Source organism: Brevibacterium sp. CT2-23B, from assembly GCF_013168765.1.
Classification (GTDB): domain Bacteria; phylum Actinomycetota; class Actinomycetes; order Actinomycetales; family Brevibacteriaceae; genus Brevibacterium; species Brevibacterium sediminis.
This window is the reverse complement of record NZ_JABBYK010000009.1, coordinates 1-24649: the sequence shown is the minus strand read 5'-3', so window position 1 is coordinate 24649 and position 24649 is coordinate 1. Positions and strand designations below refer to the sequence as shown.

Here is a 24649-nt window from a genome sequence, read left to right as displayed (position 1 = left end):
GTTGACATCGTGGTGGGGTCGGTGGGGGGTGCGGGTCAGCCGTGCGGCCAGCCCGTGTAGCACTCGGCCAGGTAGCGGCGACCGTGGTCGGATTCGAGGATGGACCGGAGTTCGCCGAGGCTGCGCTTCGTTTCGAAGTCATCCTGAGTCGGGTCGGTGTGGAGCATCCGTGTCATCTGGTACGAGAAGTTTTGGGCCTTCCACACGCGTTTGGTCGCGGTCTGCGAGTAGCCGGCCAGCGCCTCGGCGTCGGAGTCCTTGAGCGCCGAGATGAGGGCCGGCGCGAGCACGGCGACGTCGGCGAAGGCGAGGTTGAGGCCCTTCGCTCCGGTCGGCGGGACGGTGTGGGCGCTGTCGCCGGCGAGGAACATCGAACCGTGCTGCATCGGCTCGGTCACGGCCGAGCGGAAGGGGAGCACGGTCTTGTCGAAGATCGGCCCGGTCTTGAGTTCGAACCCGTCGGGGCCGTCGACGCGGGCCTGGAGTTCGGTCCAGATCCGATCGTCGGACCATTCGGCCACATCGGTGTCGGGGGAGGCCTGGAAGTACATGCGCTGGACATTGTCTGAGCGCTGGGAGATGAGTGCGAAGCCGCGTTCGGAGCGGGAGTAGATGAGGACTTCGTGGCTGGGCGGGGCTTCGCAGAGGATGCCGAACCAGGCGAACGGGTACTCGTGGAAGAAACGCTGCCGGGTGCCGTCGGGGATCATCGAGCGGCATGGTCCCCGGGAGCCGTCGGCGCCGACGACGTAGCGGGCGTCGACGCGCAGTTCGTCGCCGTCGGAAGTGGTGGCGGTGACCCAGGGACGTTCGGTTTCGACATCGCCGAGGCGGGTGTCCGTGACCGAGTAATAGGTGGGACGGCCGGTCCGTTCGCGGGCGGCCGAGAGGTCGACGAAGATCTCGTTCTGGGGGTAGAGCCAGACGGATTCGCCGACGAGTTCGGGGAAGTCGAAGTGGTTCGAAGAGCCGTTGACTCGAATGTCGATTCCGTCGTGGCGGTGCCCGTCCGTGTGGACGCGCGATTCGACGCCTGCGGCCTCGAGCATGCGCACGGATCCTGCTTCGAGGATGCCGGCGCGGTGGGTGTGGGCGATGTCGTCGCGGCTGCGGTTGTCGATGACGACGGATTCGATGCCTGCATTGTGCAGCAGGTGCGCGAGCATGAGCCCCGCGGGTCCGGCTCCGACGATTGCGACGTCTGTCTGAAGTTGTGCCACCTTGGCCTCCTTGCCTGTCTCTTCTGAACAGTGTGCGCCCAGTCACGGACGCGAGGCGACGACGTTCTCAATGAATGGGAGGAGGGGGTTGGGGTGGGTGGAGGGGGCCAACGGGATTATCGGTGTGGCGCTTTTGGGCATTACTTCCCAAAGTCACTTTTCGATAACAGATTACAGAAGTGATGGAAAAAAGTTCTACGAAAGTAATTCATGAGTCATCATGAAGTCATTCCCCACAATATTTCATCGTGACAAGGCGCTGGAGCGCCCGACAATGAGGAGTCCCCAGTGACCACAAAGACCACGCGTTCGCGCAAATTCAAAGCCATCCTCGCCGGTGGCATCGTCCTCGGCGTCGGCGCTGCCGTGACGCTGGCGGCCTGGACCGACGACGAATGGGCCGAAGGTGTCTTCGGCGCAGGTTCATTCAACGTCCAGGGCAGCACGGACGGAACGACATTCGCTGACCATGAGAGCGAAGGTGGTGCCGCAGCGCTGACCTTCGACCTCGATGGTGGTGACAATATGTCGCCCGGCGATACCGTGGCGGCGCCTTTCGTGCTGCGCCTCGACGGACCGACGAGCTACGACGCGACAGTCTCTCTCGAGTCGGCGGCTGGTGACGGCGACAATGCTGCGGCGTTGTCCTACGCGATCGTCCAGGTTGCCTCAGTGGGGGACTGCTCGGCCTCCGCAACGGGTACCTCGGTTGTGCCGGCGGGAACCGCGCTGGATTCGACCACGGGCGCTGCTGATTTCAACCTCACCGCGGGCGCAGACGCCGCGACCGGTGACCCGGTCACGCTGTGCTTCCAGGTCACTGCCGGTGACTCGCTGGAGCAGGGGCAGAACACAACCGCTCAGTGGCAGTTCACCGCCACCTCGGCCGAATGACGACGCTGAGCTGATCGATGAGGTCGCTTCTGCCGACGCTGTTTAGATTCTTCTCGTCCCGGCGGGTGTCTGTGGACGCCCGCCCGGTCAGCCGACGGCAGCTGCGTCAGCGACAGCGGCTGCGAGGCCGCCGCATCAAGGCGATTCTCGCTGGCGGCCTCGTCTTCGGCGTAGGCGCGACGGCCACGGTCGCCGCGTGGACGGACTCGGAAGAGGTCTCCGGGTCTTTCGAAGCCGGGCGGTTCAATATCGAGCTCCGGGCCGGCGGCGAATGGAACGGCACGAATGAGATGACCTTCAATGCGGGCAACATGTACCCGGGGCAGAAGGTCTACGCGCCGGTGTCAGTGCGCACCACGTCGAATACGTCGATCGACGGCAAGCTCACGGTCTCAGCACGCGGTATCTCCAATCCGAATGCCTTTGCCTCTGCACTCACATACCGAGCCGTGGCCCGATCGACGTCGGGTGTCACCTGTAATGCGGGGAATTTTCCTGGTCCGGGCACCTTCGTCTTCGGCAGCGCTGCTGCTGCAATCCCGCTGAGCTCCACGCCCACAGCCGACACCACCCAGACCCTCAAAGCCGCCTCAGCGTCGGTCCAGGACTATTGCTTCGAGGTAACACTGGCAGGCAACGCTCCGAGCTCTGCCCAAGGTCTGCAGGCGGGCCACACCTGGACGTTCACAGCCGAGTCCACCGCGCCCGGGAATTGACCATGGCGGGCTCTATGACACGCAAGAGGAACGTGGGTTCATTGCTGGGCGGGACTGTGCTCAACATCCTCGCCGTCCTCGGCGTGGTCTGCATCGTGCTCGTCATCCTCAGCTTCGTCTTCAACGTATCGATCATCATGTTCAAGACCGGCTCGATGAGTCCGACGATCCCGGCCGGATCGGCCTCGCTCGTCCGTGAGATCCCCGCAAAGGACATGAAGGTCGGCGACATCGTCACCGTCGATCGCGGGGAGAAGGTCCTACCGGTGACCCATCGCATCACTGAGATCCAGCGTATTGACGACTCCACCGGTGCCGTGACCTTCGAGATGAAGGGCGACGCGAACGCCGAGAAAGACCCGGACCCCTACACCGCCGAGACGGTCCGAACGGTGATGTTCTCCGTTCCCGGGGTTGCCCCGATCCTTCAACAGTGGCGCAACCCGTTCCTGCTCGGCGGCATCACGATCGCGGCCAGCCTCCTCGTCGTGTGGGCATTCTGGCCACGGCGAGATGAGGATGACGACGAGACCCTCGCCGAGGCGGCCCACCCCCGAACGCGGTCACCGCGGCATGCCATCGCGCTGCCGGTGGTGTTGGCCGTGGCTGTGGGTGGGCAGATCGTGCCAGGGGTGTCGTTCGCCGAGGATGCTCTGTCCGCAAACGCGGATCATTCCCTCTCCGTGTCATCAGATGCGGCAGATGACATCCTGCGTATGCGCGACTTCGGTGATGCCGAGAAGATGCGCAACCTCAGTCCCGGAAGCTCGGCCACATGGACGGTTGATATCTGGACCCACGCCTCCGAACCGGGAGTCATAACGGTCTCAGTCGGGTCGGGGGCAGGGGCGGAGGCTCTGGCAGATTCGCTGTCGATCGATGTGCGGGAATGCGCGATGACTGAAGCGAAGGCCCCGTGTCCAAGTGGTTCGAAAATGTTGATTCGCGGAATGCTACTCAGTGAATTGGAGCCCGCCGCCGATGGCGAGCACAAGCTGTTGGAAATGGACAGTTATGACTCCCGCCGAATCGAGATAACGGCGACTCTCGCAGCCGACGCTGATGTTCGCGCGGTAGCTGGCACCACGGCGGGTGTGCGCGTGCTGGCGGAAGGACTCGGCGACAAGGTTTCGACAGGTCCAGGAGATCCCGGGGACCCAAGTGATCCTGGCGCGCCGGGCGATTCCGGCTCTGATTCTGATGGCGCGGCCGATGGCGGCGGTTCCGGCGAGCTGCCGTGGACCGGAATCGATGGTTGGCAGTGGATTCTGCTCGTAGCGCTCCTGCTCGTCGTCATCGGTTCTGCGATCGTTTCGCGAACCAGGAAGGCGAGGGTGTCATGAGGGGCAGAACCTCGCCGCGACCATCATGGAAACGTGCTCGTTTGCTGTTGGCAGTCGTCGCCTTGCTCGCCCTCGTCGCGGGTCCAGCTGCAGTGAATGGCACGCTGGCCGGGTGGACTGATTCGAAGATGAGCCAGGGGGAGTTCACTGCGGGCAAGGTCCCGGCACCGGTGTTGACCGGCAAGTGCCAGTTCCGTCCGGGTCTTCTTGGTGTCGGTGCTAGTGTGCGAGTCTATTGGAGGCCTCCGGCGGGCTACTCACTCAGCAACATCGTCGTCACTGCATCTACGAGCGGTCTTGGGTCCGTCCTGGCACCGATCACCGGCTTCAATTTGACATCGAGCACGACCTCGAACAGCGATGGATCGTACACGACAGACGTGCCTACCAACCTACTCGGCGGATTGCTCGGACTCGGATCCGAATTGGAGATAGCCTTTCAGGCCAAACATGCCAGCGGCTGGGTTTCGACATCTGCCTCTGTCGCGAGTAACGCCGGGCTGCTGGGTGGAATCGGCGGAAACTGTCGCAATCTGACGTGATTCTGGGCTCTGACGATCTTTCGTACTGGCTGATGTGCGGGTGTCCGATCTCGGGGACACCCGCACACGTATGGAGCATTACCGCCTCACGGGCGTGGGTTGATCACCCGTCCCCACGTGGACTTGTTGCCCCAGATGTTCTGGCGCAGGCCCTCGAGCTGGAGGATCTGCGAGTGGTCGACGAACAGGTTGCATTCGTTGCCGTAGTTCTTGATGTACCACTCGAAGACCGGTCCGTCCGCAGCTTCGAACATGACGTTCTCGAGGCCCAGACCGTTGATGATCGAGGCGGCCGCGGCGGTGTTCCATTCGTCGACGTTCTCCGTGATGCCCTCGGATTCGATCATGATGATCGAGGCTCCGGCATCGAGCGCCCGCTTGCCGCGGTCGACGAGATCGCCGATGTCCTTTGCGGACTCCGCAGCCAGTTCGGCCTCACCGGAGTCTCCGCCGGAGCCAATCTGGATGCCCAGCTCCGGCTTCGCCTTCAGCCCGGCCTTGACGACCTTCTCGACGAGACGCTCAAGGCCCGAGGTCGGGAGCATGATGAATCCGGTCGAGATCTCGATGACGTCGAAGCCGACCTCCTTGGCCTCCTTGAGATACTGATCGACCGCGTCATCTCCGTAGCGCAGGACCGTCTCGATCCATCCGCCCGAGGACACGTACGCCCCGTTCTCATGAGCGATGTCGCTGAAGGCCTTCACCTGATCAGCCGGGACGAGCGAGAACGATCCGCCCGCCCACTTGATGCCGTCGACCCACTGACCGGCGACATCGAAGACGTCCTGCAGATGTCGGGTGCCGAAAGTGGAGTAGTACGGGGCGCGAATCTCGGTCATCCCGATGGTGCGGGGTTTGGCCGAGCGGTGGGCGCGGGGAACGAAGTTCATGGACACATCGAAATCGATGGCGTTCGACATGGTCTTTCCTTTCTTCGGGTGTCGGCGGTCGCCGACGGGGTGCCGGGTTCTCCGGCAGGTGACGCAGCCTCAGCTGCGAGCTTGGGGGACGTGCGCGAGGACCGCGGTCAGCTCTCGGATCTGATGGTTCTCGAGGTCGTGGACAAGGTCGGCGATTTCGTCACGCAGGTCCGCCTCGGCGAAGGGGGACGTCAGGGCATCGAACTTCTTCCGGGCTCCCGTCCAGTCGAGAGGATGCGTGGTGAAACCTTCATAGTCGTCGGTGTTCGCACGGAACTGGGTCCCATCGCCGAGAGTGACGACGAGGTCGGCGCACATCTGCTCGGGGAACCGATCGCTGAACTCCGTGGAGGGAGTGATCGTGACCTTGTGCATGAGGTCCTGGACATCGTCGGCGACGATCCGTTCAGTCTCGTACTGCGCCGGATTGAGCTCACCGTCGAGGAGGACGACCGCGAGCATCCACGGCAGCGAATGATCGGCCTCCTCCTTCGTGCGGATGGAGCGCTTGTCGCCTTCTTCGCCGCCGCCGATGATCGAGTATGCGACATCGAAGGTCGTCAGCTCGACGCTGGCGATGGCATCGGCACGGAATCCCTCCTGGGAGCGGACGTCCTGTGCGGCGTCGAGGGCCGACTGCGAATGGATCTCCGCATTGTGCTTCTTGATGATCGTGTCCGTGACCTTCTCGAGATCCTCTGCAGACCAGTCGAGCTCGAAGTCTCCGGCCAGGGCCTTGAAGCCCTTGTTGCCTTCGAAGACCTCGGCCGGGCCTGTGATTCCGAGTGAGGCAAGGAGTGCGTCGAAGACACCCTCCTTCGACACGTGCGGATACGCCAGTCCCTTCCAATGGCTGAGGTCGCCCGTGCGCGTCACCCTGAGGGCGACATTCGCGGTGCCGGCCATGGCGGCAGCATTCGCGATCTGTTCGACGCCCAGTCCCAGTGCCTTCGCCGAGGCGGCCGCCGCAGCGAAAGCGCCCTGTGTCGTGTGGTCGAAGCCGAGGTCTCTCACCGGTGCGACATCCGAGAGCCGGGTGTGGATCTGATAAGCCACGGCGAAGGCCGTGAGAAAGTCCGCGCCCGAGGCGTCGGCCAGCTCCGCGGCCGCGAGGACCGCGCCCATATTGTCCGACGGGTGGTTGGTTTCGCCCTTGGCCAGGTAGGCATCCATGAAGTCGAGATATCGGCTCAGGGCGGAATTGAAGAACGCGGCGTGATCAGGGCTGGCCTGGCCCCCGCCGATGAGCGTGGCTCCGCGTCCGTCCCCGAGGTCCTCGATGAGGGTTCTGATCTCCTGCAGCGGGGCAGCGTCCAGGGCGCCGATGGCGACGCCGACGGTGTCGAGGACGCGGATCTTGAGCTGTTCGAGGGCGGTATCGCTGAGCGTGTCCAGCGAGGCATCGGCGACGAACTGAGCGAGTGATTGCACCTCTGTCGGTGCGTGGTGCTGGTCCATTGTGACCTTCATTGTGACCCCTCCTTATTAGGTAAGGCGTACCTAAATAATGACTCCATAAGTATCTTGACGTCAAGATACTTATGGTGAGACCTGAGTCACATCGGGCTGAGTGGGAGGCGCTGTGCCCGGCCGTGGTTGACTGATCATTGATTGTTGAGCAAAATGGACGGTTGTTGTGTTCGTCCGCGAACCTGCCGTGAACAGAAAGCAGCTCAATGATCATCACCGGACTCATCGTCGGCCTCGTCCTCGGATTCGTCTTCCAGCGAGGACGTTTCTGCGTGACCGGCGCCTTCCGTGACCTCACGCTGACGGGGAACACGCGCTGGTTCTCCGCCCTCATCGTGCTCATCGCCGTGCATTCCATCGGCCTGTTCCTGCTCAACAGCTTCGGAGTCATCACCCTCGAGGCGACGCCGTTCCCATGGCTGGCCTCGATCGTCGGCGGACTGATCTTCGGTTGGGCCATGGTCTACGCCGGAGGCTGCGCGACTGGCACCTACTACCGGGCCGGTGAAGGACTCGTCGGCAGCTGGTTCGCCCTCATCTTCTACGCCCTCTTCTCCGCGGTGATGAAGCTCGGCCCGCTCGCCGGCTTCACCGAGGGCATCCGCGGGATCACCCTGGACAACGGCAGCCTGCAGGCGAGCACCGGCATGAGCCCCTGGCTCTTCGTCGCCATCATCTCTGCAGTGGCGATCTGGCTGACCGTCCACCATGCCCGCAAACTCAAGACTCCGATGGCCACCCTGCCTCCGCGCAAGACAGGCCTGGCGCACCTGCTCACCGAGAAGCGCTGGAACCCCTTCGCCACAGCCGTGGTCATCGGCATCATCGCCACGATCGCCTGGCCGCTCTCCGCCGCCACGGGCCGCAACTCGGGTCTGGGCATCACCACCCCCTCGGCGAACCTCGTCGGATACCTCACCACGGGTGACACGCAGCTCATCGACTGGGGCGTCATGCTCGTCATCGGCATCCTTGTCGGCTCCTTCATCGCAGCAAAGGCCTCCGGCGAGTTCCGGGTCCGCGTGCCGGACAAGAGCGTGATCATCAAGTCGATCATCGGCGGAATCGGCATGGGCGTCGGCGCAGCCATCGCCGGCGGCTGCACCGTCGGCAACGCGATGGTCTCGACCGCACAGTTCGAATACCAAGGCTGGGTGTCGATGGTCTTCATGATCGTCGGCTCCGGAATCGCCGCCAAGGTCTCCATCAAACCGAAGAAGTCGCAGGCCACAGCGCCCGCGGCGGAAAGCAGGACAGTATGAAACAAGTACTCGAAACCGACGGCCAGGTCTGCCCCTTCCCCCTCGTGGAAGCCAAGGACGCGATGACCGGTCTGGAAGCCGGTGACGAACTCGTCATCAACTTCGACTGCACCCAGGCCACCGAGGCGATCCCGCAGTGGGCCGCCGAGAACGGCTACCCCGTCACCCACTTCGACCGAGTCACCGACGCGAGCTGGACCATCACCGTCCAGAAGGCCTGAATCGCAGGAGATGCCAACCCCATCGGCCGGCGCAGCTGCAAAGCTGCGCCGGCCGATGTGCAATGTCAGTGCCGATGCCTAGACTCAAGACATGAAGATCACGGTTCTCGAAGGCGATATCACCGAGGTGGCCGTCGACGCGATCGTCAACGCCGCGAATTCTTCGCTGCTCGGTGGCGGCGGAGTTGACGGAGCCATCCACCGCGCGGCCGGTCCCGCGCTCCTCGAAGCTTGCCGCGAGGTCAGGCAGACCACCCATGTGCGCGGTCTGCCGCCGGGTCAGGCCGTCGCCACCTCGGCGGGGGATCTGCCCGTCCGCTGGGTCATCCACACGGTCGGACCGAATCGGAACGCGGGCGAGGCTGATCCTGAGATCCTCGAGTCCTGTTTCGAATCAAGCCTCAACCTCGCCGAGGAGCTCGGAGCCTCTTCGATCGCGTTCCCGGCCATCGGCGGCGGAGTCTACGGCTGGTCGCCCAGGGGCGTCGCCGAGGCGGCTCACTCCGTCATCGTCGACGGACGATCGCGCGGCCGCTGGGAATCGATCGACGACGTCCAGTTCGTTCTCTTCAGCGATCAGATGACCAGCGTGTTCTGCCAGGTCTTCGACCACGATCAGTGGTGATGTCATGAAGGTCAACAGGGTCGTTCCCGACATCGCGGTCGACGACCTCGACGCCGCGCGGGAGTTCTATGCGGGCTTCCTCGGGCTGAGCAGCGAGGAATTCAATCTCGGCTGGGTCGCACGCTTCACCTCACCGGGCACCGGCGCCAGCGTGCAGGTGCTCACCGACGATGAGACCGGGCAGACGAATCCCGTGGCTTCGGTGCTCGTCGAGGACGTCGACATTGCCTTTGCCGAAGCCCAGCAACAGGGCATCGAGATCGTCCACCCGCTCACCCACGAGGAATGGGGAGTACGGCGGTTCTTCGTCCGCGCACCCGACGGCAACGTATTCAATATCGTCGCGCATCCGGAGTGAACCGACGCGGGGCAGTGTTCACGCTGCCCTGTGCCGCACTTTGTGTACGACCGCCAGCGCCAGTGCGCTGACGGCACACCCGGCGGCGATGAGCAGCGGAATTCCGGAGACGGCGGCCTCGAGGACATATTCGGGGCCGGTCTGCAGAACCGGACCGACGATCTTGACGAGGAGGAAACCGAGGACGCCGATGAAGAGGAACAGCGCCGCCCTCTTGCCGAGAACCACCGCCAGGGGCTTCGGATACTGATAGGTCTGTGTCGTGCTCATGGTCGATCACCTGATGTTTTCGTCCACGGTCCAAACCATTTGGGCTGTGCCTGCCACGCTACGCCTGCAAGCAGAGTGTGCACTGGGGGATCTGAGGACGTTCGATGGGAGCAGCCGACGATCACCCGCGTGAAGCACCGCCCGGCCGAACCAGCCCCGTCTCATAGGCGAGCACGATCAGGGCAGCGCGGTCCCGGGCATCGAGACGAGTGAGCAGTCGACTGACATAGGTGCGAGCAGTGGCGGGGCTGAGGAAGAGTTCGGCAGCGATCTCGTCATTGGTCAGCCCGCGCCCGATTCCGCTGAGGACCTCGACCTCCCGTTCAGTCAGCTCATCGAGCCCATGCCCGTCCGGATCGGGTGAATGCCCCTCCGCGACGACCCGCATGACCGCGGCGGTGACAGATGGAGACAACAGGGCATCACCGGCGGCGACCGTGCGGATCGCAGCGCGCAGATCGTCGGGAGAGACGTCCTTGAGCAGGTAGCCTGCAGCACCGGCACGGATGGCGGCGAACACGTTCTCGTCCTCGTCGAAGGTGGTGAGCATGAGCACCCTGACCCCGTTCAACGCACCATCGTCGACGATGGCCCGCGTCGCCTCGATCCCGTCCATGACGGGCATGCGGATGTCCATGAGTACGACATCGGGGCGCAGCTCCCGCACATGCGACAGCCCTGACCTCCCGTCCGCCGCCTCGGCGATGACCGAAATGTCTCCGTCGCGTTCGGCCAGAGGTCGCAGACCCGCTCGGACCAGCTCCTGATCGTCGACGATGACGACGCGAATCGTCTCGGTCATTCGTTCTCCTCAACCTCGATCGGCAGATGCGCGATCACTTCAAATCCTTCACCGTTCGGTCCAGCACCGAGGCGACCCCCGAGCAGTCCCGCCCGTTCCGACATCCCGCGGATGCCGGCACCGGCGGCCGTGTCCGCGGCCCCGCTGTGACCGTCATCGTGGATGCGCACGATGAGCTCGTCGCCGTGCACCCGCCCGGAGATGCGGGCCGCGCTCGCCCCGGAATGGCGGAGCACGTTCGTCACCGATTCCTGGACGATCCGAAATGCCGCGGCGTCGACGGCCCGCGGCAGCCGTGCCGGATCGACATCGAGGTCGACCGTGACGTCGAGGCCGGCGGCTCGGGCCGACTCGATGACGGAGGAGATCGAAGCCAACCCCAGCGCCGAGGCGGGTCCCGGGTCGGTCGCACCCGCGGACTCCTCGCGGAGGACCTTGACCGTGCGACGCAGTTCCCGCAGTGCCTCCGAGGTGGCACCGCGCACCCGTTCGAGTGCGGCCGCGCGGTCGTCCGGGTCCACGGCCTCGGCCGCCACTGAGGTGTGCAGGGAAGCCACGGACAGGGTATGGCCGATCGTGTCGTGGAGGTCGCGGGCGATGCGCACTCGTTCGGAGTGCATCCGCGCCTCGGCGGCTCGGGACTCCTCGGCAGTGGTGAGGGCGGCGATGCGCGCCGACTGCGTACGGGTCTCCCGGACCAAACGGACCACGGACCCCAGGGCGATCGCGGCGGCTGCCAGGGCAAGTTCAGTGACGAAGCCGTACCCGGTCAGTTGGGCGCGCGGATCGAGGTCATCGAACCGGTAGAACGTCGACACGGCAATCAAGACCGCAGCACCGAGCACCGCCCATGAGGTGCGCCGCACCTCGGCAGTCGAGTAGAGAGCACCGACGGCGGGCAGGACCATGCCGATCGGCGGCAGATTCAGAGCGTAGTAGGCGAAGATCCCGAACACGGTCACGGCCAGAACGGTCAGCGGCAGACGGCGACGCAGGAGCAACAGGGCACCGAAGCCGATGGCCCAGGCGACGCCGGGCAGCGGGGAGGACTCGGCATCGGCGGCGATGACCAGCGAGATCACCAGGGTCACCGCAACCGCCAGGGAGGCATCGGTCAGCCACGGTGCGAGGCGCTCGCGCTCCTCACCCGTCTCACTCACATCTGCCGAACCCATAGTCCAAGACTACGGAGCAAACGCGTCCGCCGCAGTCGTTCGGCGTCGATCGGGCAATCGCCTGCAGGCGACTCGAGCCTCGCCTCGGGGCGGGAGAAACTGACGCCTCAGTGTCGATGTGGCAGATCCGGCCGGCCGGAAGAGTGGGGGACATGAATACGACAACACATTCGAAACGTCCTCTGTCCTGGCCGCTCATCGTCGGTCTGTCCTCTCTGGCGCTGCTGTGGCCGCTGACCGGACTGTGGCCCATCCTCGGTGACGGCGCCGTCCGCGCCCTCATCCTGCTCGGTCTCACCGGAGCGGTGTGGATCGGGACCGTCGGCTTCGCCCGCGTCGCTCGGCCCGTACTCACCCTGACGATCTGCGGCGCGGCGCACGGCTTCCTCACCCTCGCATTCGGCGGACTGCTCGCCGGGACCGGGCTGATCAGCAGCGGGCCGGCGGTGTTCATGGCACTCATCCCGAGCCTCGGAATGGGCGCCGGGATCGGCGCCCTCACCGGACTGGCAGCCTACGGAATCCAGGCGATGCTCGGGAGGCGAGAGCAGCGATGAGACGGCGCCCGCACGCCTCTGTCGCTGCCGGGGCCGCTGTCGCGGTGGTCGCCGCGGTCGGGCTGGCTGCCTGCGGAGTGTCGACCACCTCGGTGACGGAGGCCGAGTTCGACAACGAACTGGCCATCCCGCCGTTGGCGGAATCGACGGTCAACGGCGGAGTGCGCACCTTCGACCTCACCGCTGAGAAAGGGTCGACGGAGTTTCCCGGTCAGGACGGACCGACGGAGACCTGGGGATTCAATGGGTCATTTCTCGGGCCCACTCTGCGGGCCGAACGCGGGGAGAAAGTCGCCGTCGACGTTGCGAACGACCTCGACGAACCGACGAGCGTGCACTGGCACGGGATGCATCTGCCGGCGACGATGGACGGCGGTCCGCACCAGATGATCGATCCTGGTCAGTCGTGGAAGCCGCACTGGACGATCGACCAGCAGGCCTCGACCCTGTGGTACCACCCGCATCCACATGGAAAGACCGAGGACCACGTGTACAAGGGGTTGGCCGGGATGGTCATCCTCGACGACGATGCCAGCGCCGACGCGGATCTGCCGGACGAGTACGGCGTCGACGATCTCCCGCTCATCGTCCAGGACAAGTCTTTCGACGATGGTGAGCTCGAGCTCAGCGACGACGGGGCCGAACCGGGGATGCTCGGCGACACCGTCATGGTCAACGGCACCATCGGCGGGGTGCAGGAGGTGACATCGGAGAAGGTGCGGCTGCGCCTGCTCAACGGATCGACGGCGAGGACGTACGCCTTCGAATTCCCCGATCGGTCGATGGATCTCATCGCCGGTGACGGCGGACTCCTCGACGAACCTGCCGAGGTCGATCGGCTGAGGTTGGCACCGGGTGAGCGCGCCGAGGTGGTCGTCGACTTCACCGCAGGTGAGACGGTGCGGATGCGCTCGGCCGAGGTCGACCTCGGCGGGGTGGCGGTGCCGGCGACGATGGGCGGACACGATTCCTTCGACGTTCTCGAATTCCGTGCGGCCGAGACCCTGACGCCAGCTCCCGAACCCGCATGGTCACCGTCGTCGCATGTCGAGGAGGATGCTCTAATTGAGGCTGAGGCAGCCAAGACCCGCAAGTTCGAACTCGAGGAACGTGAGATCAACGGCGAGCGGATGGACATGAACCGCATCGACGAGGTGGCCTACGTCGGTGACACCGAGGTGTGGGAGGTGCGCAGCAAGCAGCCGATCCCGCACAGCTTCCATATCCATGATGTGCAGTTCGAGGTGCTCTCGGTTGATGGGGAGGCGCCGCCGGTGGAGATGAGCGGAAGGAAGGACACGATCTACCTCGAACCGAATCGCGACTACCGGCTGCTCATGCGATTCGAGGACTTCGCCGACCCGACGATGCCGTATATGTATCACTGCCACATGCTGCTGCACGAGGACGAGGGCATGATGGGCCAGTTCGTCGTCATCGAGCAAGGTCAGGAGGCAGAAGTCGGGGTGCCGGCCGGGCATGACGGGGCCGGGCACGAGCACTGAGGCGGTGACAGTGCTCGTGCGTCATCGACAGAGCGATCACACCGCGGTGTAGCCGCCGTCGATGAGGTAATAGGCGCCGGTGACGAACGAGGCATCGTCGGAGAGCAGGAACGATACGACCTTTGCAACTTCATCGGCGGTGCCCAGGCGGCCGAGAGGGTGCTTGGCCTTGAGTCCTTCAAGCGTTTCGGCGTCCAGGCTCGATTCGAGCAGGGGAGTTGTGATGTAGCCGGGGCCGACTGCGTTGATGCGCAAGCCTTCGGTGCCGTATTCGGCGGCGGCATTCTTCGTGATGCCGACGACGCCGTGCTTGGCTGCGGTGTAAGCGCCGTTGTTGATCGCGGCGACGGTTCCGTGAATCGAAGCCATATTGACGATCGCCGACTCCGCTGCGCCGTTCTCGAGCATGGCCGGGATCTGGAAGCGCATGCCGTAGAGGACGCCGTTGAGGTTGACGTCGATGACCTTGTCCCACGAATCGAGGTCGGTCTCGCCGGCGGGCACCTGCTTGCCGCCGATGCCCGCGTTGTTCACGGCGAAGTTGAGTCCGCCGTAGGTGTCGACGGCGAACTTGACGACCTTCTCCGAGTCCTCCTTCGAGGACGTGTCCTGCTTGATCGCCGAGGCGGTGCCTCCGGCCTCGGTGACCTCACCGGCGACACGCTCGGCTGCCTCGAGGTTGATGTCGGTGATGACGACCTTCGCGCCCTTGGAAGCGAGGTCCTTGGAAATCGCCTCTCCGAGGCCCGATCCGCCTCCGGTGACGAGTGCGACCTTGTTCGTGAAATCTGCCATGGTGGTGACTCTCTTTCTCGAAAATCCTCGGGCCCAGCTGATGTGGCTCTCACCAGGCGTAACGAGGAAGAGTCGGAGAACATTCCGCTGTAAGTCGGCCTGTTCGGTCACACGGGGCATTGATCGAGGCCGGCAACAATGGTTAACTGGTTGCAATCTGCAACTAGATTGATGATCGCTGCGGCTCGAGGGGGAGCGATGGGAAAAGTGGCATGGGGTTTCACCTGTTCGATCGACGGATTCATCGCCGGGCCAGGCCATGACATGTCGTGGCTCTCGGCCTCCGAGCCGAACGCCGAAGGCACCACCGAGGGCATGGCGTCGAAGGTCGCCGTCATCATCTCCGGCCGCCGCGGCTACGACGCGGCCAAGGATCAGGCCGACGAACGCGATGAGCTGACGTCCGAGCCATACGGAGGTGCGTGGTCGGGGACGGAGTTCATCCTCACTCATCGTCCCGAGGATTTGGCCGGGGACGCCTCGGTGACCGCGCTGAACTGCACCATCACCGAGGCGGTCGAGCGTGCCCAGCAGATCGCCGGTGACCGCGACATCCAGATCATCAGCGCCGATATCGCCCGGCAGGCACTCGAGGTCGACCTCATCGACGAACTCCAGGTCTACGTCGCCCCGGTCTTCCTCGGCGACGGCACCCGGATCTTCGATGTTCCCGGCGGACGGCGGGTCGATTGGGAGCTCGAGGCGATCGATACGGCGAATGCCCGCAGCTTCGGTCGGACGTACCGACCCAAGAGGCCTAGCCCTCCCGCCGACTGAGGTCCCAAAGGATCCGCAGAGCCTCCTCGTCGAACTCCTCACCGGAATCGACATCCGGTGAACCGCTCCTGACCTCGGCGTGGAGGCGTTCCATCTTCCGGTCGAGTTCGCTGGCCGCGTCGGCCGCCTCGGTGAGTTCGCCGACGAGACGTTCGGGAACGTCGCCGTCGAATTTGTAGTGGATCTTGTGTTCGAGGCTCGCCCAGAAGTCCATCGCGATCGTGCGGATCTGCACCTCGCAGATGACCGGGGTCGGCCCGCTGCGGAGGAACACCGGTACCTCGAGGATCGCGTGCAGGCTGCGGTAGCCGTTGGGCTTCGGCTCTGCGATGTAGTCCTTGACCTCGACGAGGCGGACGTCGTTCTGCGCGGTGAGCAGCTCGAGGACGTGGTAGGTGTCGGCGATGAAGCTGCAGGTGATGCGGATGCCTGCGATGTCGGTGATCTCGCGGCGGATGATCGCGGTGTCGAGCGGCAGGCCCCGACGGTGGACCTTCTCCAGCAGGCTCCGTGGCGACTTCACGCGAGAGGAGATGTGCTCGATCGGGTTGTAGCTGCGCGTGTGGACGGACTCCTCGCGCAGGATCGAGATCTTCGTGAGCACCTCGTCGATGACGAAGCGGTGGTGCATGATCAGCTGCGAGAAATCCAGGCGCAGCTGACGGATGCTTTCGATCTGCTGTGGTGTCAGGGCGGTCTCTGTTGGCGTCATCTCTTTCCGGATCTCCATTGTGGCCTCAGTGTATCGGCGGAACATCTGTTCTGTGTCAGTGCCGAGGAGTACCGTTTTGGCATGTGCAGAAACATCAGGACCCTCCATAATTTCGAACCTGCCGCCACCTCCGACGAAGTCCACGCCGCCGCACTGCAGTATGTGCGCAAGATCGCCGGCACGACGAAGCCCTCGCAGGCCAATGCTGAGGCCTTCGACGCTGCTGTCGAGGAGATCGCCCACACCACCCAGCACCTCCTCGATGCGCTGGTGACGAACGCGCCGCCGAAGAATCGAGAGGAGGAAGCGGAGAAGCGGCGAGCCAGATTCGCGGCTCGCGCATGACGATCGCCGGACTTGTCCTCGCCGGCCTCGCCGCCGCCCTGCACGTCTTCATCTTCTACTTGGAGTCCATCGCCTGGACGAGTCCACGTGCCCGCGCCACGTTCGGCACGACCGAAGCCGAGGCTGCGGCGACGAAGTCCCTGGCCTTCAACCAGGGCTTCTACAACCTCTTCTTGGCCCTCGCTGTGTTCATTGGCCTCATCGTCTTCGGCGCAGGCTCTGCCGCGGTCGGTCTCACCCTCGTCTTCGTCGGGGCAGGATCGATGCTCGCCGCAGCGCTGGTGCTCGCACTCTCAAGCCGTGAGCTGCTCGCCTCCGCGCTCAAACAGGGCACGCTGCCGTTGTTCGGTGTGGTCTGCCTACTCGTCGGTGTGCTGGTCTGAGTCGCAGCGATCTGACTCAGCCGGCGAATCGATGATCGGCGGTAAGGTCCTGCGTGATCCTCGCCGAGGCGGTCCGCAGGACCCGCATGATCGCGGGCACGCCTTTACGGTGCTCCGAATCGATGACGACGCCGAGCCCGGCGATCGCCGCCCCGCCGGCGTCGAAGACAGGAACCGTGATTCCTGTCGTGCCCTCATCGATATGGCCGGAGAGCTCGGCGAAATGGTGAGAGCGGATGGAAGTGAACATCTTGCGCAGAGCTGCAGGATCCGTTGTCGTCTTCTCCGTGATGGCAGACAGCGGCCCCCGCAGATACGCCTCACGAACATGTTTGGGCGCATAAGCCAAGAGCACGAGTCCACAGGACGACGCATGAGCCGGCAGTCGACCGGCGGTCTTCGACCGGTGGATGACCGCATTCGGCGCCGACATGCGCTCGATGATGAGCACCTCCCGCTCCCGCAGGATGCCCAACTGGGTGTTCTCACCGACGAACTCGTGTACACCCATCATGTGCGGTCTGGCCACCGAAGCCAGATCGACGGCATCGGAGGCGCGGTTCGACAGCTCCCACATCCCGACGCCGATCCGGATGCGGCCGTTGGGGTCGCGCTGGAGCAGATCGTGACGCATCATCTCACCGATGAGTCGGTAGGCCGTCGACTTCGGCAGTTCGGCACGCTCGGCGATCTCGTCGGTGCTCAGGCTCTGATGGTCCGGGTCGAAGGATGCGAGCACGCGCACGAGCCGATCGATCATCGAGTCGCCGGAAGGAGAGTTCGCCATGCCTCGGATTCTAGCGGCTCGCCATCAAAATTCTCAATGAATGGGAGTACTGTGGCTTCGGGTGGTGCGGGTCACTACTCTGACGAGAGGTGCACCACAGTCCTTCGTTGACTGTGCCCGCAGGTCGGCTCGTTGCACGGAACCACAGACATGACCCGCCCCGACAAAGAAGTGAGGACAGACAATGACTGATTTCCTGGGAACCGACTGGCACGAGAAGATCTTCACCGGCACCTGGGCCGCCGGCTCAGGAGAGACCTACGATGTCATCGAACCGGCCACTGGTGAGACCCTCGGCCGCCTCGGTGCCGCCAGCGCCGACGACGTCACCGCCGCCGCCACGCGAGCCGCCGCTGCACAGAAGGAATGGGCGAAGACCACCCCGGCCGAACGGGCTGCAGTGCTGCGCCGCGCCGGTGCTCTGTGGGCCGAACACGCCGAAGAGCTCTCCGGATGGATCATCCGCGAAGCCGGCTCCATCCCGCCGAAGGCCGCACTCGAACTCTCCTCGGCCGAAGCCATCTGCTTCGAATCCTCCGCCCTGCCCAGCCACCCCAAGGGGCAGGTGCTCACCTCGAACGAACCCCGGTGGTCCTTCGCCCGCCGAGTGCCCGCCGGAGTCGTCTCCGTCATCGCCCCGTTCAACTTCCCCCTCATCCTCGCCATGCGCTCCGTCGCCCCGGCCCTGGCATTGGGCAACGCGGTCCTGCTCAAGCCGGACCCCCGCACCGCCGTGTGCGCCGGAGTGGCGATCGCGAAGGTCTTCGCCGAGGCGGGACTGCCCGAAGGACTGCTCCAGGTCCTGCCCGGCGGTCTCGACGCCGGTGAAGCCGTCGTCGCCGCACCCGAGGTCTCCGTCATCTCGTTCACCGGCTCCACCGCGGCCGGACGCAAGGTCGGCGAAGCCGCCGGTCGCCTCCTCAAACGCTGCCACCTCGAGCTCGGGGGCAACAATGCGCTCGTCGTCCTTCCCGGAGCCGAGGTCGGTCCCGCCACCTCGGCGGGGGCCTTCGGATCGTGGATGCACCAAGGCCAGATCTGCATGACCACAGGCCGCCACCTCGTCCACGAATCCATCTACGACGAATACATCGAACAGCTGGCCGAACGCGCCCGCAACCTGCCGGTGGGCAACCCCGCCACCGAGGAGGTCGCGATCGGACCGATCATCGACGAGAAACAGCGCACCCACGTCCGCGACATCCTCGACAAAGCCATCGCCGACGGTGCCACACTCGTCGCCGGCGGGCCGGGCGAAGGGGCCTTCGTCCCGCCCACGGTGCTCACCGACCTCAGCCCTTCGAACCCCGCCTGGGCGCAGGAGATCTTCGGACCCGTCGCCCCGGTGGCCCGCTTCTCCACCCTCGAAGAAGCCGCCGAGATGGTCAATGCCAGCGAATACGGACTCTCCTTGGGCATCCTCGGCGATGTGGGTCTGGCCATGGACCTCGCCGACCTCGTCGACACAGGGAAGGTCCACATCAACGAACAGACCGTCTCCGATGAGGCCAACGTCCCCTTCGGTGGCATGAAGGACTCCGGCAACGGATCCCGTTTCGGCGGGGCTGAGGCCAACATCGAAGCCTTCACCGAAACCCAATGGGTGACGATGCGCTCGTCCATCGCGCCTTACCCGTTCTGACCTGCACGACAACACCCCGGAGACACCGATGTCCGCAACCACCCCATCCGCATCCACGACCGGTTCCGCCTCGGCGGGCCGCTGGCCGGCCGTCCTGTGCTGGCTGGCTGTCGCTTTGGAGGGCTTCGACCTCGTCGTCCTCGGCGCGGTCATCCCTGAGTTGCTGGCCACCGAGGCCCTCGGATTCACCCCAGAGGCGGCCACAATGGTGGCCACGCTCAGCCTCGTGGGCGTCGGCCTCGGCGCCGTATCCGTCGGCCCCGTCGTCGACCGGATCGGACGACGGTGGGCGATCATCGGCTGCGTCATCGGCTTCAGCGTCTTCACTCTGCTCGTCGCGTTCGCTCCGAACGTCGCACTGTTCACCACCTACCGGTTCATCGCCGGACTGTTCCTCGGTGCCGTGATGCCCAGCGCTCTCGCCTACATCAGCGAGTACAACAAGTCGGGTAAGACTGGAAAGGCCACGACGCTGACGATGACCGGCTACCATGCCGGCGCCGTCGCGATCTCCCTGCTGGCCGTCGCCTACTCCCACAATTGGCACCTGCTCTTCCTCGCCGGCGGAATCGCCGGCCTCGTCATGGTGCCCCTCCTGATCTGGAAGCTGCCCGAATCCGAAGTCTTCCTCATCGCTCAGGAACTCAAACGCAACCCCGCTGCCGCGGAAGCGGTGGACGCCGACGCCGTCGACCCGTCCGGCACCGTCGACGCGCAGGCGAAGACAGGAATGGCGGGACTTTTCGAGGGCAAGCTGGCGCTGGTGACCATCGGCGTGTGGGCAGCGAGCTTCATGGGACTCCTGTTGGTCTACGGACTCAACACCTGGCTGCCGAAGATCATGGCCGACGCCGGCTACGAGGTCTCGGACTCGCTGGTCATGCTCTTCGTCATGAACATCGGCGCCGTCGTCGGACTCGTCCTGGCCGGCTGGCTGGCCGATAAGCACGGGACGAAGAAGATCGTGCTCATGTGGTTCGTCCTCGCAGCCATCTTCCTCGCCGCACTGTCGATTCCGATGACCAGCCAGGTGCTGCTCAACATCGCGGTATTCATCACCGGAGTCTTCGTCTTCTCCGCCCAGGTGCTCGTCTACGCCTTCGTCTCGGCCATCTACCCGGCTCAGGCCCGCGGCACCGCGCTGGGCATGGCTTCGGGCATCGGGCGAATCGGTGCCATCGTCGGTCCGTTCATCACCGGTGCCCTCGTCACCGCGGGCATCGCCTACCCGTGGGGCTTCTACCTCTTCGCCGTCGTGGCAGTCCTCGGGTTCGCTGCCATGGCGATCGTGCCGAAGTCGCTACGCTGAAAGCATGTCTCGGTGGATCGATGCCACGTTCGTTCGCGGCGGCACAAGCAAGGGACTGTTCTTCAGCGAATCCGCGCTGCCGTCGCTGAGTCCCGACGGGGACACGGCGGAGTGGGACACGATCTTCTGCCAGGCGATGGGCTCGCCCGATCCGTTCGGCCGTCAGCTCGATGGAATGGGCGGGGGAATCTCCTCGCTGTCGAAGATCGTCGTCGTGGCCGCCTCGGCGAGGGATGGGGTCGACCTCGACTACACGTTCGGTCAGGTCTCCGTCACCGAGGCGGCCGTCGACTATTCCGGCAACTGCGGAAATCTGTCGTCCGGGGTCGTGCCCTTCGCCTTGTCGGCCGGGCTGATCTCCGCAGCCGATGGATGGCATGTCTTCCGGCTGTTCAATACGAACACGCAGAAACTCGTCGACGTCGGCCTCGGCGTCGTCGATGGGCAGGCCGACGTTACGGGAGATCTGGTGCTGCCCGGAGTCAGCGGAACGGGCGCACCGCTCGAACTCATCTACCCCGACCCGGCCGGCAGCCGCACCGCCGGACTCCTACCGACGGGGAAGGCAGCCGAGTCCATCACTGCCGGTGGGGCGATGTTCGAGGTCAGCCTCGTCGACGCCACCCTGCCCGTCGTCATCGTCCCGGGTGCTGCGATCGGACTCAAGGGCACCGAATCTCCGGAGGAGATCGACGCGAACAAGCACGCGATGGGCATGATCGCGGAGCTGCGCCGCAACGCCGCTGTGCGGATGGGGCTGTGTGAGTCACCGGAGGAAGCGCCGGACGTCGTGCCGAAGGTCGCCGTGGTCACCGCCCCACAGCCCACCCGACTGCTCGACGGAACGACCCTGGCCGCCGAGGAGGCCGACCTGCTCGTGCGAATGATCTCCATGGGGCAGACGCACAAAGCCGTGCCCGGAACCGGAGCCATGTGCCTGGCCGCGGCCGCGCAGATCCCGGACACGATCATCAACCGCATCATCCGACGCTCCAGGCCCGGGTCCGACACCGGGGACGAAGACAAAAATGTCGGGCCGGAAGTGCGGCTGGCCACCCCTTCGGGCGTCGTCACGGCCGGTGCCGTCTTCGACGCGGACACGGTGACGGCCGCCTCCCTCTTTCGCACGGCACGAGTGCTCATGCGGGGGCAGGTGGCCGTCACCGACTAAGCGTCACCAACCGTTGTGGCGACCGTTCTTCCCGGCGTTCTTGCCTCCAGGGTGATCACCGTCGCGGCTGCCCCAATGGTTGCCGTTCTTGCCACCGTTCTTCCCCGCGTTCTTTCCGCCGGGGTGGTCGCTCGAACCGTCGGCGTCGGCGTTTTCCGCAGCGTCTGCTCCGGCGTCGTCGTCCCCGCCTTCATCTGAGGAGTCGAAGAGGCCGACGACGACCGGATCATGGTCGGAAGCCCGGAACTGGTCCGGAGCGAAGAGGTCGCTGACGTTGTAGTTGAAGCGGCTGTATTCGAGCGCCAGGGACTCGACCGAGTTGATGTTCCAGACATCGGCCCCGGTGACGGAGCCGAAGGCCGTTGCCTCCGTGCCTGCACCGTCGGCTTCGTCCGAGGCGTCGAGGGCGAGGACATGATCGAGGCTGCCTGTGCGCGAACCGAAGACATACGTGGATTCGTCCGTCTTCTCCGCCGCGATGTCCTTGTATCCGGCCTCGTAGAAGACCTGCATCGGGTCCTCCTGAGTGTAGGAGTTGAAATCGCCGAGGAGGTAGACCAGGTCGCTGTTCGTTGCCTCCTGTTGGTCACCGGCAAACCCGACGAGCGCTTCGGCCTGCTTCACGCGATCGGCGTTCGACGCGCCCTGACCGTCACCGGAGTCCTCGTTGCCCGGACCTGACCCGGATCCCTTGGACTTGAAGTGGTTGGAGATCGTCACGAAGGTCTTGTCCTTTTCGATCTCACCGGTACCGTCCTTCGGCGCGAACGCCTGGGACAGGGGTTCGCGGGCATTGGAGAACGCATCCTGGTCATCAAGGATCGTGGATTCGTCCTGCGGGGCCACCTCGGCGGGTTGGTAGATCAGGGCCGTGCGGATGACATCCTCATCGGACGGAACGGCGGCAGGGGAGTCGACGAAGTCCCATTTCTCGGTTCCGGCGGCCTCGTTGAGGCGCTTGACCAGGGTCGCCAGCGCGTCGTCGCGGTCCTTGCCGAACGCGGCGGAATTCTCGATCTCCATGAGCGAGACCACCGAAGCGTCGAGCTTGTTGATCGCGGTGACGATCTTCGTCTCCTGACGCTTGAGACTCTCCGCATTCGCGGCACCGCGGGCATCGCAGCCGCCGCGGACGGTGATGTGGTTGCCCTCGCGGTCGTCGTAGTACTGGCAGCCAGAGAGCTGGTCACCGGTGGTGGTGAAGTAGTTGAGGACGTTGAAGCTGGCGAGGCTGACCTGCCCGCCGACGGCCTCGGGGGCCTCGGTGCGAGTGTCGGTGAAAGTGGTCGGCTGGACCGCCTCGGCGTTGTCCCCGGTCAGACGGGTCGTCGGCTGGAACCGCCACTTCTCGTGATCGAAGCCGAGCACGACCGGGGAGGTGAAGTTCGCCTGCGCACCGACGCGGACCGGGTCCTCCTTGCTGAGGTAGGGCAGGGGGATGTCCTTATCGGCCTTGAGGAAGTTCACGGTGGCGCCGTCATCGAGGACGACCTCACGGTCGAGGTTCTCGGCTTCCAGAGCCTTCGCCTCGGGGGTGCCGGGGCGGTGGACGTCGGTGGGCTGGTCGAGCGTGCCCTCACCGGTGGCGAGGACGACCTCGCCGTACGTATTCGTGTTGTAGTTGTCGGCCACGGTCAGCGATTCGCTCGGCTGCAGGAGCATGCCTTCGAGGGATTCGCGCTTCTCATCTCCTGCTGGAAAGGCGTCTTCGACGGGTTTGACCGCCTCGGCGGGTTCGTCGACCGTTTTGAGACCGGACGCGGATACGGAGATCTGGGTCTGACCGTAGTGTTCGGATACGGTGCCGGTGACCTCGACGTGGTCGTCGATGCTGATATCGGCGACGGTGTCGGGGGAGTAGACGAAGATGCCGTCGGATGCTGCACCGTCGGCACGGTCGGCTCCGCCGGTGCCCGGGGTCTGGATGTAGTAGCCGTTCAGCCCGCCCTCGGGGTAAGCGGCGGTGACGACACCGCGGGTGGTCACGGTTTTGCCTTGGATGGGGCTGGCGTCGCCAGTGCCCTGGATGTCGGCGATCGGCGTGACGCCCTGGGGAGTTTCGCCGTCGCCGTTGTCGTTGCCGTCGGGCAGGGCGTTCGGGGTGGGGGGTGCCGACTTCCACACCTCGCCGGTGAGCTGGATCGACTGGCCGCCGGCGGCAGTCGCACCGGTCGGTTCGGCTTCCTGGCCGATGACGGGCGCGGGGGTGAAGGTGTTCTTCGTGCCGGTGACGCCCTTGCCGTCGACGACGCCGCCGATCTGCTGGAAGTCGACCAGCTCGCCGTCATCGTCGATGACGAAGGCGCTCGAGCCGTACTCGCCGTCGGCGGCCGAACCGGCCTTGACGGAGTTCGTGATCGGCACGTCGATCGCGACGGCACCGGAATCGCCGACCGTCGTGTCCTCGGGCACGGTGACGGTGTTCTCCTGCGCCTGGACGCTGCCGCCGCGTGTCACCGAACCGAAGGTCCACCCGGAGATGTCGGTGCCGGGGTCGGCGGCGACTTCGATGAAGTCGGTCGCGAGGGTGTAGGCGATTTCGGAGATGCGGATGTCGCTGTCTGCGGCGGCATCTGCTGCGGCTGCCGGTGCGAGGGGGAGGGCCAGGCCCGCGACGAGACTGAGCGCCGCGGCGGAAGAGAGGGTGGTCGTGACTTTCATGGGAGCCTTTCGGGCGGATGAGCGGCTGTGCGCACCGTGACGATCACGTACGCAGTCCCTTGCACCCTAGCGGCTCACTCATCGACGACAGCGGCGAAGATGTGAACAGCTTGTGAACAGTCGAACAGTCCACTGAGTGCCACGGGTGGCACTCATCCTACACAACCCGCCCTGCCCCAGAACT

Annotated in this window: 25 protein-coding genes; 15 read left to right on the top strand and 10 right to left on the bottom strand. The window is 64.9% G+C overall.

Features of this window, described 5'->3' with window-relative positions; all coding sequences use genetic code 11:
- Nucleotides 1–35: 35 nt before the first annotated feature.
- On the bottom strand, nt 36–1220 hold the full coding sequence (locus tag HIM68_RS18245; protein WP_172175145.1) for a 4-hydroxybenzoate 3-monooxygenase: 1185 nt from the start codon (nt 1218–1220) through the stop codon (nt 36–38).
- Nucleotides 1221–1508: 288 nt separating this feature from the next.
- Between HIM68_RS18245 and HIM68_RS18240 the strand changes: the two genes are divergently transcribed.
- The 3 genes from HIM68_RS18240 to HIM68_RS18230 are packed head-to-tail and all read left to right on the top strand — an operon-like array spanning nt 1509 to nt 4173.
- A complete protein-coding gene (locus HIM68_RS18240; RefSeq protein WP_172175143.1) occupies nt 1509–2114 on the top strand; it encodes a SipW-dependent-type signal peptide-containing protein in 606 nt (201 codons plus the stop codon).
- Nucleotides 2115–2131: 17 nt separating this feature from the next.
- A complete protein-coding gene (locus tag HIM68_RS18235; protein ID WP_172175140.1) occupies nt 2132–2830 on the top strand; it encodes a SipW-dependent-type signal peptide-containing protein in 699 nt (232 codons plus the stop codon).
- A gap of 32 nt (nt 2831–2862) precedes the next feature.
- Nucleotides 2863–4173 carry a signal peptidase I gene (locus HIM68_RS18230; RefSeq protein ID WP_216657263.1) on the top strand — a complete coding sequence of 437 codons (1311 nt, stop codon included), beginning with the start codon at nt 2863–2865 and terminating at the stop codon, nt 4171–4173.
- Between the two features lie 628 nt (nt 4174–4801).
- Here HIM68_RS18230 and HIM68_RS18225 read toward each other — a convergent pair.
- Together HIM68_RS18225 and HIM68_RS18220 are read right to left on the bottom strand one after the other, a co-directional pair.
- Complete coding sequence (locus tag HIM68_RS18225) at nt 4802–5638, bottom strand: phosphosulfolactate synthase (RefSeq protein ID WP_139907072.1); 837 nt, start codon at nt 5636–5638, stop codon at nt 4802–4804.
- Between the two features lie 69 nt (nt 5639–5707).
- Entirely contained in the window at nt 5708–7108 is a 1401-nt protein-coding gene (locus tag HIM68_RS18220) for an MmgE/PrpD family protein (protein ID WP_253904064.1), read from the bottom strand.
- Between the two features lie 206 nt (nt 7109–7314).
- On the opposite strand from HIM68_RS18220, the gene HIM68_RS18215 reads away from it, so the two are divergent.
- From HIM68_RS18215 to HIM68_RS18200, 4 genes are all read left to right on the top strand, one after another.
- Nucleotides 7315–8370 (top strand): YeeE/YedE family protein, encoded by a 1056-nt coding sequence (locus tag HIM68_RS18215; protein ID WP_172175134.1) that lies wholly within the window; start codon nt 7315–7317, stop codon nt 8368–8370.
- Complete coding sequence (locus HIM68_RS18210; RefSeq protein ID WP_039207979.1) at nt 8367–8591, top strand: sulfurtransferase TusA family protein; 225 nt, start codon at nt 8367–8369, stop codon at nt 8589–8591. The genes HIM68_RS18215 and HIM68_RS18210 overlap by 4 nt, the downstream gene beginning before the upstream one ends.
- A gap of 91 nt (nt 8592–8682) precedes the next feature.
- Entirely contained in the window at nt 8683–9216 is a 534-nt protein-coding gene (locus HIM68_RS18205) for an O-acetyl-ADP-ribose deacetylase (RefSeq protein ID WP_172175131.1), read from the top strand.
- 4 nt (nt 9217–9220) lie between these two features.
- On the top strand, nt 9221–9574 hold the full coding sequence (locus HIM68_RS18200) for a VOC family protein (protein ID WP_172175128.1): 354 nt from the start codon (nt 9221–9223) through the stop codon (nt 9572–9574).
- A gap of 18 nt (nt 9575–9592) precedes the next feature.
- Here the strand turns inward: HIM68_RS18200 and HIM68_RS18195 are convergent, their stop codons facing one another.
- The 3 genes from HIM68_RS18195 to HIM68_RS18185 form a co-directional block, all read right to left on the bottom strand.
- The gene (locus HIM68_RS18195) at nt 9593–9844 is read right to left on the bottom strand and encodes a hypothetical protein (RefSeq protein ID WP_172175125.1); all 252 of its coding nucleotides are present in this window, start codon (nt 9842–9844) and stop codon (nt 9593–9595) included.
- Between the two features lie 121 nt (nt 9845–9965).
- Nucleotides 9966–10646: a response regulator transcription factor gene (locus HIM68_RS18190; RefSeq protein WP_172175122.1), complete on the bottom strand. Its 681-nt coding sequence runs from the start codon at nt 10644–10646 to the stop codon at nt 9966–9968.
- Nucleotides 10643–11821, bottom strand: a complete 1179-nt coding sequence (locus HIM68_RS18185; protein ID WP_172175119.1) for a histidine kinase — start codon at nt 11819–11821, stop codon at nt 10643–10645. Before HIM68_RS18185 ends, HIM68_RS18190 begins: the two co-directional genes overlap by 4 nt.
- A 152-nt stretch (nt 11822–11973) precedes the next feature.
- Here HIM68_RS18185 and HIM68_RS18180 point away from each other — a divergent pair, with 152 nt between their 5' ends.
- Both HIM68_RS18180 and HIM68_RS18175 read left to right on the top strand, forming a co-directional pair.
- The gene (locus HIM68_RS18180; RefSeq protein WP_172175116.1) at nt 11974–12378 is read left to right on the top strand and encodes a hypothetical protein; all 405 of its coding nucleotides are present in this window, start codon (nt 11974–11976) and stop codon (nt 12376–12378) included.
- Nucleotides 12375–13883: a multicopper oxidase family protein gene (locus tag HIM68_RS18175; RefSeq protein ID WP_172175113.1), complete on the top strand. Its 1509-nt coding sequence runs from the start codon at nt 12375–12377 to the stop codon at nt 13881–13883. The genes HIM68_RS18180 and HIM68_RS18175 overlap by 4 nt, the downstream gene beginning before the upstream one ends.
- 36 nt (nt 13884–13919) lie before the next feature.
- Here the strand turns inward: HIM68_RS18175 and HIM68_RS18170 are convergent, their stop codons facing one another.
- Nucleotides 13920–14678: an SDR family NAD(P)-dependent oxidoreductase gene (locus HIM68_RS18170; protein ID WP_172175110.1), complete on the bottom strand. Its 759-nt coding sequence runs from the start codon at nt 14676–14678 to the stop codon at nt 13920–13922.
- A 198-nt stretch (nt 14679–14876) separates the two neighbouring features.
- Between HIM68_RS18170 and HIM68_RS18165 the strand changes: the two genes are divergently transcribed.
- Nucleotides 14877–15455, top strand: coding sequence for a dihydrofolate reductase family protein (locus HIM68_RS18165; protein WP_172175107.1), 579 nt, complete (start codon nt 14877–14879; stop codon nt 15453–15455).
- Here the strand turns inward: HIM68_RS18165 and HIM68_RS18160 are convergent.
- Nucleotides 15436–16167, bottom strand: a complete 732-nt coding sequence (locus tag HIM68_RS18160; RefSeq protein WP_172175104.1) for a GTP pyrophosphokinase family protein — start codon at nt 16165–16167, stop codon at nt 15436–15438. The genes HIM68_RS18165 and HIM68_RS18160 overlap by 20 nt on opposite strands.
- A gap of 81 nt (nt 16168–16248) precedes the next feature.
- On the opposite strand from HIM68_RS18160, the gene HIM68_RS18155 reads away from it, so the two are divergent.
- Entirely contained in the window at nt 16249–16512 is a 264-nt protein-coding gene (locus HIM68_RS18155) for a DUF2277 domain-containing protein (protein WP_039207958.1), read from the top strand.
- A complete protein-coding gene (locus tag HIM68_RS18150) occupies nt 16509–16895 on the top strand; it encodes a DUF1304 domain-containing protein (RefSeq protein ID WP_139907082.1) in 387 nt (128 codons plus the stop codon). The genes HIM68_RS18155 and HIM68_RS18150 overlap by 4 nt, the downstream gene beginning before the upstream one ends.
- Nucleotides 16896–16911: 16 nt before the next feature.
- On the opposite strand, the gene HIM68_RS18145 is transcribed toward HIM68_RS18150, so the two are convergent.
- On the bottom strand, nt 16912–17682 hold the full coding sequence (locus tag HIM68_RS18145) for an IclR family transcriptional regulator (protein WP_039207955.1): 771 nt from the start codon (nt 17680–17682) through the stop codon (nt 16912–16914).
- A 184-nt stretch (nt 17683–17866) separates the two neighbouring features.
- Between HIM68_RS18145 and HIM68_RS18140 the strand changes: the two genes are divergently transcribed.
- Genes HIM68_RS18140 through HIM68_RS18130 form a run of 3 tightly spaced genes read left to right on the top strand, consistent with a single transcriptional unit; the run spans nt 17867 to nt 21804 of the window.
- Nucleotides 17867–19324 (top strand): benzaldehyde dehydrogenase, encoded by a 1458-nt coding sequence (locus HIM68_RS18140; protein WP_172175101.1) that lies wholly within the window; start codon nt 17867–17869, stop codon nt 19322–19324.
- A 28-nt stretch (nt 19325–19352) separates the two neighbouring features.
- Nucleotides 19353–20633 carry an aromatic acid/H+ symport family MFS transporter gene (locus HIM68_RS18135; RefSeq protein WP_172175098.1) on the top strand — a complete coding sequence of 427 codons (1281 nt, stop codon included), beginning with the start codon at nt 19353–19355 and terminating at the stop codon, nt 20631–20633.
- Between the two features lie 4 nt (nt 20634–20637).
- On the top strand, nt 20638–21804 hold the full coding sequence (locus tag HIM68_RS18130) for a PrpF domain-containing protein (RefSeq protein ID WP_172175095.1): 1167 nt from the start codon (nt 20638–20640) through the stop codon (nt 21802–21804).
- A 3-nt stretch (nt 21805–21807) separates the two neighbouring features.
- On the opposite strand, the gene HIM68_RS18125 is transcribed toward HIM68_RS18130, so the two are convergent.
- On the bottom strand, nt 21808–24465 hold the full coding sequence (locus HIM68_RS18125) for an ExeM/NucH family extracellular endonuclease (RefSeq protein ID WP_172175092.1): 2658 nt from the start codon (nt 24463–24465) through the stop codon (nt 21808–21810).
- Nucleotides 24466–24649: the final 184 nt, after the last annotated feature.